The 11,071-nt window shown below is 40.6% G+C and carries 10 protein-coding genes and 2 pseudogenes; 7 read left to right on the top strand and 5 right to left on the bottom strand.

Features of this window, described 5'->3' with window-relative positions; genetic code table 11:
• Positions 1-757, top strand: a pseudogene (locus F6K20_RS09640) (nuclear transport factor 2 family protein); the annotation flags it as partial.
• A 185-nt stretch (positions 758-942) separates the two neighbouring features.
• On the top strand, positions 943-1,617 hold the full coding sequence (locus F6K20_RS09635) for a transaldolase family protein (RefSeq protein ID WP_502708025.1): 675 nt from the start codon (positions 943-945) through the stop codon (positions 1,615-1,617).
• Positions 1,618-1,871: 254 nt separating this feature from the next.
• Here the strand turns inward: F6K20_RS09635 and F6K20_RS09630 are convergent, their stop codons facing one another.
• The 3 genes from F6K20_RS09630 to F6K20_RS09620 are packed head-to-tail and all read right to left on the bottom strand — an operon-like array spanning position 1,872 to position 4,635.
• Positions 1,872-2,762: a TauD/TfdA dioxygenase family protein gene (locus tag F6K20_RS09630; RefSeq protein WP_008184828.1), complete on the bottom strand. Its 891-nt coding sequence runs from the start codon at positions 2,760-2,762 to the stop codon at positions 1,872-1,874.
• Between the two features lie 14 nt (positions 2,763-2,776).
• Positions 2,777-4,015 (bottom strand): FAD-dependent oxidoreductase, encoded by a 1,239-nt coding sequence (locus tag F6K20_RS09625; protein WP_287263824.1) that lies wholly within the window; start codon positions 4,013-4,015, stop codon positions 2,777-2,779.
• A 2-nt stretch (positions 4,016-4,017) separates the two neighbouring features.
• Positions 4,018-4,635 (bottom strand): glutathione S-transferase family protein, encoded by a 618-nt coding sequence (locus F6K20_RS09620; RefSeq protein ID WP_008184825.1) that lies wholly within the window; start codon positions 4,633-4,635, stop codon positions 4,018-4,020.
• 94 nt (positions 4,636-4,729) lie between these two features.
• On the opposite strand from F6K20_RS09620, the gene F6K20_RS09615 reads away from it, so the two are divergent.
• The 3 genes from F6K20_RS09615 to F6K20_RS09605 all read left to right on the top strand — a co-directional run bounded on the left by F6K20_RS09615 (position 4,730) and on the right by F6K20_RS09605 (position 7,271).
• A complete protein-coding gene (locus F6K20_RS09615) occupies positions 4,730-5,896 on the top strand; it encodes an XdhC family protein (RefSeq protein WP_008184823.1) in 1,167 nt (388 codons plus the stop codon).
• Positions 5,897-5,925: 29 nt separating this feature from the next.
• Entirely contained in the window at positions 5,926-6,579 is a 654-nt protein-coding gene (locus F6K20_RS09610) for a nucleotidyltransferase family protein (protein WP_008184821.1), read from the top strand.
• Between the two features lie 185 nt (positions 6,580-6,764).
• The gene (locus F6K20_RS09605) at positions 6,765-7,271 is read left to right on the top strand and encodes a hypothetical protein (RefSeq protein ID WP_008184819.1); all 507 of its coding nucleotides are present in this window, start codon (positions 6,765-6,767) and stop codon (positions 7,269-7,271) included.
• Positions 7,272-7,368: 97 nt separating this feature from the next.
• On the opposite strand, the gene F6K20_RS09600 is transcribed toward F6K20_RS09605, so the two are convergent.
• Both F6K20_RS09600 and F6K20_RS09595 read right to left on the bottom strand, forming a co-directional pair.
• The gene (locus tag F6K20_RS09600; protein WP_008184817.1) at positions 7,369-7,737 is read right to left on the bottom strand and encodes a translation initiation factor; all 369 of its coding nucleotides are present in this window, start codon (positions 7,735-7,737) and stop codon (positions 7,369-7,371) included.
• A gap of 322 nt (positions 7,738-8,059) precedes the next feature.
• Positions 8,060-9,805, bottom strand: coding sequence for an esterase/lipase family protein (locus tag F6K20_RS09595; protein WP_008184815.1), 1,746 nt, complete (start codon positions 9,803-9,805; stop codon positions 8,060-8,062).
• A 951-nt stretch (positions 9,806-10,756) separates the two neighbouring features.
• On the opposite strand from F6K20_RS09595, the gene F6K20_RS09590 reads away from it, so the two are divergent.
• Together F6K20_RS09590 and F6K20_RS40555 are read left to right on the top strand one after the other, a co-directional pair.
• Positions 10,757-10,915, top strand: coding sequence for a hypothetical protein (locus F6K20_RS09590; RefSeq protein ID WP_154659803.1), 159 nt, complete (start codon positions 10,757-10,759; stop codon positions 10,913-10,915).
• A gap of 5 nt (positions 10,916-10,920) precedes the next feature.
• Positions 10,921-11,071: pseudogene (locus F6K20_RS40555) on the top strand (RNA-directed DNA polymerase); the annotation flags it as partial.

Here is an 11,071-nt window from a genome sequence, read left to right as displayed (position 1 = left end):
ACCTCGGCAAAATAAAAGTACCAGGCAAATCTCTACCTTAGGCCAAGGGATTCCAAAAAGTCAAGGGTTTCTTGCTATAGTATTTGGGTTAATAGCGATCGCTTATATTTACATTCTGTTGCTATCTCCGCCAGGGCAACTTATTCCAGGGGAACCCGCTTGGGCTATTCAACCAGAAACTATAGAGGAAATAGTAAATGAATCTCTGAATTTTTTCTTTATTTTACCCCTTTTGAACCTCGTAGGCATTCATTATCTAGAAGCACCAGTGGTTCATCCTAGCTTAGAAGCACTCTTCAACTTTGCCGAAGCTTGGATTTTTATGTTTTTACCTCTACTCCTCGTCGATAGAAGGACAAATCATCTCCCCAAGATTCTCATTTGGAGTCTGGCGATGTTCGGAACCAATGCTGTTGTTACCCCTTATATGGCACTGCGCTATAATACACCAATTCCTCCAGTAAAGGAGGAAACGAACAAGGGAATATTAGCTCATGTATTTGGTTGGACAGGAATGATAGTGGGGATCATTGCCTTAGTTTGGGGGGTTATGGGACGACCAGAGTTTGGAGATTTGGTCGAGAGAATGAACTATTTTGGGGAGCAATTGATGACGAACCGACTTACATTAGCTTTCTGTGTAGATTTATTACTTTTTTCCCTTTTTCAGGCTTTACTTTTGAGGGCAGTTAACAGCAGGATTGGGTGGTTTCGATTTATACCTTTCTGGGGACTTGCGCTATGGCTAATTCTATGATTTGCTTGGAGGTTAGCTCAGCAGAAGCGAAAGCAATTTGTTGCCCAAAATCACTTTTATTCTCAAATCATAACTATATGGTTTTGGCATCATCTGGTGTTCAATATCAAAAAGTTTACCTTAAAGCTTACATAACTGTGCTGCGGAGCATTTTCAGTCAGGAAAGGTTTAATCAGGAGTTAATAATGTTAGAACTATATTTAGACAGTGCCGATGTTGAACAAATAGCACGTTTTCACTCTTGCTTACCGATTAAAGGAATAACAACCAACCCCAGTATTCTGGCTCAAGCCAACATCGGTGTCAATCAACTACTTAAAGACGTAAATCCTATACTAGGAAATGAGGTACGTTACCACATTCAAGTTATCAGTCAATCTGTAGATGAAATTATCTTGGAAGCTGAGAAAATAACAGCTTTACCCTATGATATTGTGGTTAAAATTCCCGCCACGGAAATAGGTCTGGTGGCAATGAAACAGTTACATCGGAAGCAGATACCTCTATTAGCTACGGCAATTTATACAGTTCAACAAGGTTTTTTAGCTGCACTAGCAGGTGCAGATTATTTAGCTCCTTATGTAAATCGAATTGATGTTTTTGGGGGAAATGGTGTCACAGTTGTGGAGCAACTTCAACAACTTGTCCAACAACAAAATCTAAGTTGTTGTTTATTACCTGCTAGTTTTAAAAATTCGCGTCAAGTTTTAGAAGTATTACAAGCAGGAGTTGGTGCGATTACTTTGCCTGTAGGTTTAATGGAACAAATGGTTTCACATCCGGCTATACCTTTGGCAGTTGAAAAATTTAATACTGATTGGCAACAAGTCTTTGGTGATAAATTAGCTTTTGAAACTTAATGTGACCTGAGTTTTGGATAAGAAAACAGGCAGATAGAGAGACCATACATAAACATACATATAGAGTTTATTGCAGTTATGAGGTACAGTCTTCTTGGACGTTAATTCCCTGTTAGGTGCGCTTGACCCATTAAGAATTAAATTCGCCACGGGTCGCACCTCTTGATCCAGCGCATCGCTATTCCCTATGCCCTCTTATCTCTTCCCTGTTCTCTTTTTCCTTGAGCGACTTGTCAAACTGCTGATACATTATTTCATTGACAATCCACAACTCCTAACCGTAATCCAATACGCTGGTATTTGGTAGAATCATAGAAAGTTCCCCGGTGCATTACTTGTGAGTTATCCCAAAAAATAATATCTCCTGGCTCCCAAACATGGGAATATACAGGGGTGCGTTTTAAAACAGTCTGAAACAAATCTTGCCAGTATTGTTTGGCTTCTTCTCGTTTATCTTCCATACCCAGAGGAATTGCTGTGTTCCAAGAACCCAAATATAATCCTTTTTGACCCGTAACTTTGTGAGTTGAAACAATGGGATGGACTTTTTTAGGAACATCATCCCAGTCAAGATTTTGACGATCAAACATGGGTGGCATTTGATACATTGATATTCCTTCTAATTCCTTTTGATAACTAGGATCAAGATTGTTATAAGCTTCTACTAAGTCTAAATATTCTGTGGTGTGAGGTTGTCCATTTTCTCCCTCTTCAGGAACTTTTATAGTGTAGAGCATGACAACATACAGTGCATTCATATCTAATTCTTCTCTTCTGGGTACTCCATCTTTATCTTGATGCCACACCCGGGCTCCATAAATCTTTTCAGGAGGTTCTTGATCAAATCCTTTAGGATTACCTAAAATAGCTGTATATTGGCTCTGGATATCTGGAGGGAGATCGGGGTCTAAAGAAAAAGAATTACCTCCAAACATCAAATTTCCAAAAGTTTTTATGGCAAATTCTTCTAACTCCGATGCAGTAAGCTGTTGATTTTTGACAACAATCACACCATGTTCCCATAGAGATTGTTTTAATTCATGTCTTTGTGAATCGGTCAGATGCAGTAAGTTACATCCTGGAAGGACTTCCATTCCTAGTCTAGATTTATATTGTGTTTGTTTTAATGGATTTTTGATAATCATAAAATTTACTGTTTCTAGAGACTAGAATAATTATAATCGAATTTAACCTCAGGCTTATAGTTAAAAACCCAATCTTGATATTCTTCGCTACTCATCTGTGACTGTTCCTGGATTTGCTGATTAGCAGTCTCTCTATCGGTTGTGTAGTAACGCATTTCACCCAAAGCGCTACGGGTTTGCATCAGTTGGGTACGGGGTATACGACGGTGTTCATAAGTAGCCAGAGCTTCTTCAATGCTCGATGCTTGGGAACAGCAAAATGCTAGTTCATAGGCGTCTTCAAACGTACTATTGGCTCCCTGTGCCATAGCAGGAGCCATTGGGTGAGCCGCATCACCCAACAACGTAACTCTGCCTTGACTCCAATATTTTAGCGGTAAGCGGTCGCAAATTGGTCCGGCCAAAATGCGCTCTGCTGGTGTTGCTTCCACAAGCGATCGCAATGATTCTCCCCAGTCCGCTAATTGATCGAGAACCCGAGATTTGACCTCAGCCGCATCTTGGGAAACAATACAATCTGGTAATAACTTACGATATAGCCAGGAAATATGCCCATCACCGACATTTAGGAGGTACATAAATTCTTGATTACCTTTCACAAATCCGAGTTCACCGGGATTAAGTAATTCTTGGTTACATTTGATAACAGTACGCCAAGACATACTTCCTAAATAGCGGGGTTTACCGTCTCCAATTAAAGCTTCTCTAATGGCAGAATTTATACCATCGCCTCCAATTAGCAAATCTGCACTAACCTTTTCCCCGTTATCAAAATATATTGACACGTGACGGTCGTATTGTTCAAAACCGATGCAGCGATGGTTAAGATGAATACTATCAGATGGTAACTTAGATGCCATAATTTGCTGCAAACGCCACCACCAAACAGTTATCAATGGCTGACCATATTTATCATCAAATCTGCTTGCTGGGTTAGTGCGAAGTGTTTCACCTTGAGTATTCTTTAAAACGCTTTTCCTAACCTCACAACCTGACTTTTTGATAGTTTCTACTATCCCCGGTTCAATAGCATCAAGGAAATTTAAACCATTTGGTAACAACCCCAAACCACCACCAACGGGCCGAAAATCTTGAGCTTTTTCGTAAACTTGGACATCATACCCCCATTTCCGGAGTGCTATAGCAACAGCCAAACCTCCAAGTCCAGCACCAATAATCGCCACTTTTTCCATAAATGGTTTGGATGACTTCCCCATTTGAGTTTTTTCTTGTGCGCTTGCCTGTAGTTTCATACTTAATTTAACGGCATAGGAACAGTTGAATTTACCGACTCACGCTCGTGTAATTTCTCGAACCAATTTCCTAAGTTAGGATACCGCGAACCCCAATCTTTATCCAAGCGAAGGCTGTAGTAACCCAAGGAACATAACGCTGCTACATCTGCTGCTGTCCATGTGTCATTGCCTAATAAGTATTGAGATTGGGCTAATTGTTGATCAAAAATTGGTAAAAGGCGATTAATTGACGTTTCTAATTTGGTTCGATAATCAGTTACCTCTAAATTATTAGTCAAATTTAAAAGCCATAAATTGATGATATTATCACCTAAATAATCAGCGATTTCTTCCCATTTACGACATTCAAGCTTTGCCTGATAATTACTTGGATAAAAACTAGGTTGTGGATAGGTTTCGTCTAAATACTCTGCAATTAATGTAGAATCCCAAATAACTGTACCATCTTGTTCTACAAACACAGGGACTTTACCAATGGGAGAAATTTTAATAAATTCAGACGGTTTATTCTTAAGATTAACTTCTTTGAGTTCGCAATCTAATTTTTTTTCAGCTAACAATATGCGAATTTTACGAGAAAAGTTTGATTGCTGGTGATAATACAATATTCTATTCATCAAATATCTCCACAAAAGCCACGAAAATTTTTACTTTACATCATTGAGCCCAAATTGTTAAGCTTGGCTATAACAGGAGTGTCCAGCAGCCAAGATGAAAGAGCTAAATAATATTATAGCAGCATTTGCCAAAATTCAACACAACAATGAACAAGTATTTCTTGCTACTGTTGTCAATGCTCAAGGCTCTACCTATCGCCAACCTGGTGCGCGAATGCTGATCACATCAAGTGGTAAAATGGTAGGAACCATTAGCGGTGGTTGTTTGGAAAATGATGTATTTGAGCATACTCGCGTTTCGATGCCAGACGGAAAACCCATAGTCATCACTTATGATACCACTGCTGATGAGGACATTATCTGGGGATTTGGGCTGGGTTGTAACGGTGTGGTAAACGTCTTTATTGAGCTTCTAAATCAAGATAATCCCCTTAACCCCTTAGCTTTTATTCATCAATGTTTCTATAACCAGCAGCAAGGTATTATTGCCACTGTTATTGCTGTGGAAGGTAGGGTAAATGTTAAGGTTGGGGCGCGTTTAATCCTGCAATCAAATAATACTGTAAATACTGATATTAAAGACGAGTATTTGACTGCTGCTTTGCTCAAAGATGCTCAAGCTGCTCTGGAAAATCAACATTCAAGTTTCCATCAATACCAATTAGCAGTCGGTAAAGTAGATATTTTTATCGAGTTGATTAAACCCCCGCCACATCTAATAATTTTTGGTGCAGGTCGTGATAGTGTACCTGTAGCAGAGTTTGCTAAAGCCTTAGGGTGGCGAGTCACTATAGTTGATTGTCGAGGGAGTGAGGTAACTCAAGAGCGTTTTATCATGGCTGATCAGGTGATTCTCACCCGCAGGGAAATTCTAGACAAGCAAATCTGTATTGATGATAACACCATTGCTGTGGTCATGACTCATAACTACCTCGATGATTTAGAAATTTTGAAAGTGCTAATCCCTGCTGCTATCAGCTATCTGGGTTGTTTGGGTTCAAAGCAACGCACTGCCAGGTTACTGCAAGATTTACGTGCAGCAGGAGTAGAATGTACACCCATACAGCTACAAAAGTTACACACTCCTGTTGGCATTGATATTGGTGCAGATACACCAGAAGCGATCGCATTATCCATCATTGCTGAAATTCAAGCTGTGTTAGCAAACCGTGGTGGTGGCTTTTTAAAACACCGCATGGAACCAATTCATAAACGAAATCAAGTCAATAAAATCCCAATTAAAAACTATAAAGGTTGTTGAATTTAACTTTTTAATATTTGAATTATGAAATGAAAATAACCAATTCAAAGCTAAAAATAACTGAATCAAATATTGCTATTATTATCTTAGCAGCAGGTGCATCAACCCGCATGGGTAGACCTAAACAACTCTTACCCTATCAGGGATGCAGCTTGCTTCGCCATACCATAGAGACTGCAATGGCTTCAGTCTGCAAGCCTGTCGTAGTAGTTTTAGGAGCAAATGCCCAACAGATATATTCTGAAGTTAACCAACCTTCTGTAACGGTAGTTGAAAACCTAGATTGGAATTTGGGAATGGGTTCCTCAATTCGTAGGGGAATTCTATCCCTTGCCACTTGTTCTGAAACCATAGACGCAGCAGTTATTACTGTTTGTGACCAGCCGTTTCTTTCTCCTGAAATTATTAATTATTTAGTGGCAGCCTATCATGATACGGGAAAACCCATCGTTGCTTGCCAATATGCAGATACATTAGGTGTACCTGTTTTGTTTAAACATATATTTTTCTCTGAACTAGCAACCTTAGATGAGACCGTGGGTGCCAAAAAATTAATCAATAAATACTACAACGAAGTATGTAGTATTCCTTTTCCATTAGGTGTAATTGATATTGATACACCAAGAGATTACCAGAAGTTAGAGAAAAACCAAGAGGGGCAAGAGCTCCGGAGTTTTATTTGACAAAAAAACAAGACCTCCTAGGTTTACATCTCAAATACAAACCCTATAGTAGAGTGCGTTATTAACGCACCTTACTGGTATAGTTATGGCGTAAGTCCTGTTAGTGACAAGCCCCATCCCCTTGTGGATGGGGCTGTTGACTGTTCAATATAAAAAGAGTATAAAACTCATAGCTAAAGGCAAAAATGGAGCAAATAAACTCAGAAATTGACGCAATTCGCCAGAGCATTGCCGCACTACGTGCTGAACGTGATACCCTAACCCGCCAGGAAATTATCTTAGAAGACCAGTCTCCAGAAGCGATCGCTCAAGCCTACCGTCGTCAAGCCAGTGAAAACGCCCAACGCTCGGTAGAGATACTAGGAATCGATAATGCGATCGCAGCCTTAGAAGCCCAGTTGGAACAAAAACAGCAGCAGTTACAGCCAGCACTTACCATCAGTCAACCCCTAACCCTGGAAGACCAAATAGAACAAGCCACACAACAAGCTTATGACCACGCTGAACGGATTAATGAACTGGCAGCGGAACTAGCAGAAGAACTCAAAGCCCTAAAAGCGATCGCTCATGACCTGAGTCCCATTTATTGGAAGTTGTATCATCGACCCTTTGTTACTGGATTCAGAAGTACCTCAGTTCCCTATCTTCGTTCCGATCACGATGTTTTAAGGATTACCAAACTAGTAATTTAAATTTAGTCATTAAAATTAGTAATTCAAACGGATAACCTAAGATTAGGTTATCCGTTTATCCGTGTTTAAACATCCAGGTTTATTTTATCTTATACCATTAACCACCACTAACTTTAGCTTTGTAGCCCAGTTTAATCATTATTTGCACTAGTTTATCAGTATGATTTCCTTGAATTTCAATAGTATTATCTTTAACTGTACCACCACTACCACATTGGCCTTTCAGCTGTTTAAGTAACTTGGTTAAGGTTTCTGGTGATGATTGAAATCCACTAATTACTGTAACGGTTTTTCCCTTACGTCCCTTCCGTGATGCCTGTACCCGCAAATCTTGCTGATTTGGGGGAAGTTCCTGAATCGGTCGTTCCACTGCAGCGTCGTTGCTAGTGCCAAATTCCTGGTAGACAGTTCGATTGCCAGAGGTTTTGGAGTCAGAAGCATTGCGTTTTGATTTTGATGAAGCCATTGGTTAAATCTAGTATCAATCTATTTACAATTCCGGTTAATTACTTGTAAGCATTCAGCCGTCAGTGGTCAGCCGTCAGCTTTCCGTAACAGAGATAAACCAATGCTTACCGGTTTTATTCAAAAGCTGTTCGGTGTAGCTTGCCCATAGCCCATAACTACCTCAAGTAGCACCTAAAGTAGCGCATAAGCTGATACGCGACACGCTGATAGCTTACAATCACTTACCAAATAGTGGCTGGATTTTTGGGTCAGGGTAATCGGTAATCGGTAATCATCAACTACCAATTACCCATTACCCATTACTAATTAACCATTACCCATTACTCTATCCCGGAAAGGAACGGTTCTGGATGTCCCTGTTCAGGAAGACAATCAATTTCGATCTGGAAGGTTCCTTCAAATCCAGTGTCTTGCACTTGAAATTCCCAGGCACCATCCACTTCTTTCATCTTATCAGCGGGATTGGCGGTAAAATCTGGCTGAGAAAATTTTTCATCGCTATGGAGGTAGAGTTCTATGGGTGTCTTGGCAATCAGAACCCGAATATAGTATTGTTTGCGGAAGATGACATTGTCAGAGAAACCAAGACCTAACAAATCCCGCTCACCGACGTAAAAGTCCAGCCGTAAGACCATGTCTTTCTCTTGGGCTGGGATGCTCTCATCCTCTAGAATCGATATGGTATTCAAGTACCCTTCCCAGATCAGATTTTTGCCATCTGCCCAAGGAAATGCTGGCTTTTCGTCGGTCAAATCCTCTTTAATAAACGGACCATAGCAGTTTTCCGCAGCCTCACTCTGGTGGAACAGTTCAAAATCCACCAGACGGGGTTTAATGGATACTCCCAGAAAGAACTCACTTTTGCCAAACCAATCCTTACCCCGAGTGATTTGGCCGTTGACAAAACGTAAACGCGATCGCACATTCCCAAAGAAAAAGCGCGTTGCTACTTCAAATGCTTCTCGGGAAGTAATCACGGAGTCGAAACCACCGTGGGATTTGTGGATAAAGGTACGGGGTGCCCCAGGAATTTGGGCAGAGAATTGCTTAACTAAGCCATCACTACGGTTATAGTTAGAACCAAACTCATATCTTGGGGAGAAAACGCGGTTGAGAAAGGAGGCTTGTCGCAAATTGTAAGACTTATAGTTGGTGCCAACAATAGTTAAAAGTCGTTCTAAGGGAAAGTGTTTCTCAAAATTTTGGAACGAATAGGGGTTGTTGAGCTTACTTTGATTTTTGAGATTAAAGCGCTCTAATTCTTCTTGAGCTCCTAGTTCTCCCCCAAAACCCAGCCAATCTTCTAAGATTTGGAAGGTAATGCCTTGGTGAGGAGTGCCCAAAGTGATAATTTTATTGATGTAGTCTTCAGCCTTAAGACCAAGGCTGGGATAGGTGACTTGAACTGCTTCGCGAGCGATTAACCCACCCATAGAATGGGCGATGATGTTAACCTTAGGTTTAACACCTGCTTGATTCGCCGTTAGTTCACGAATTAAGTAGATCAGACGCACCAAGGCATTACCATAGGTGTCAAATTTACGCTCTTTTAGGTCATAGTAGCGAAATACCCAAATAGAGCGCCAAGGCTCTTTGATAGACTCCAAAAAGTATTCTGACATCTCTGGGTTTATGACTACTTTATCCCCTGAAAAATATCTTTTTTGTTCAGTTTTGTCTGGATAGTTTAAAGTATAGGTTTCTTCTTTGAGGCGCTTAAATTTATCGAAAATACCATTATCCTTTAACCACTGAAGTGATGATGGCAGGGGTTTGCCATCCTGGAGCATTTGCTGCAAAGACTTTAGTTTCCGAGGCAGGGTTGGTTCATCTTCAATTTCCCGACTACTAAAGGTCACCACGTTAGTAGCATCCTGGTATTGCCAGTCTGACTTGAGGAAACTCAGGATTAATCCTTCATAAATCTCATTTGTTCCCTTTTTGTGTTCATAGACACTGCCTTGGTTAAAGCCCTGGTAGGTTAAGCGCTGTTCCTCTTCAATATTGAGACCGCCAAACCCACGAATTAGGATAATTGGTAAAGGAGTACGGGTAGGTACAGACATTGTCATCTCCTATCACATCTGATCTGTTAATTCATCGATCTTAGCTGCTGATTTATCTATAGACCATCAGTGTTTTTCGTCAATTAAAAATTGATAATTGAAAATTACCTCAGTTCGACATAACCAACTATCCTCCGAGTCAGGAGCTTCGAGTCAGGAGCTTCGAGTCATAATAATTTATTTTCCAGGAATTTTTACGATAAATTGGTTTATGTATCCACTGCTTAGCCTTTCAATCAACAGGTAGGACAAATTCAATCATTTCCTGATGGACATTAAAATAGAGTAAAAAAAATTAATCATAAACTACTTGTGATAATAGTTGTGATTACATTAGCATCGGTCAATAATAAATTTTTACACTAGCTGTTCTAGCTATGAAACAACTGAAAAAAATCTTGATTGTGCTCGATATACTTTGCCTGTCTGTGTTCTATGGTGATTATGCCTATGCCGATTAAGCCATCCCAGGTTGTCAAGACGCATATAGCGCTACCCGCAAGGCAAGAGGAATCCCCCCTAACCCCCCTTAGTAAGCAGGGCGGGCATGCATGCTAAAGTTGACTACAAAAACTTAGGTGCGCTTTCCGCATTAAGAATTAAATTCGCCACGGGTCGCACCTTTTTCAGCTTTTATAAATTTCCTAACCTTAATGCCTAGTGATATATAACGGGATTGCGAGTGTATCTCAAACTGAAAATCTGGCAACATTAGTCAAAAATGAATCTGCTGTGATGTATCGAAAGGGCTGCCCCTTACCGCTCTGTCTATCACCTTGGAACACTCTTGTGCAAGCAGCTAAAATTGAAAAAGCGCAGTTGACAATCACCCATAACTGCCTGTACCGGTGCCACCAAAGGGAATTTCCCCCATCAGCGACTTCATCAAGACAATGGGAAAAAATGTATAGCGGTTTATAGCCTAATCAGGTACAGAGGATTTTTTATCTCTTGCCTCTTGCCTCTTGCCTCTTCTTTGTTCCGGTGATCCGCTGTTCCCTATTCCCTGCCCATAGCGCTATAACAAACAACCTTGGCCTTTTGGCCTTTTGGCCACGCTACGCGAACGGCCACGCTACGCGAACAACCAACCTAAAAACTAAAAAATAGTTCCCATGTCAGACCAACCCCGTACCCGTCAGGAACTCTACGATCGCATCCGCCAAATAGGTAAAGAAGAATTCGTCCTCGAAGAAATGATTCGCTACGGATTTTGGCCAGCACAAGGTGAGATGCCAGAAGATCCAGCTGATGAAATTCGACGGC

Source organism: Moorena sp. SIO2C4, assembly GCF_010672485.1.
GTDB lineage: Bacteria > Cyanobacteriota > Cyanobacteriia > Cyanobacteriales > Coleofasciculaceae > Moorena > Moorena producens.
Note: the sequence above shows the minus strand (reverse complement) of the source record. Positions and strands in the feature narration are given on the sequence as shown.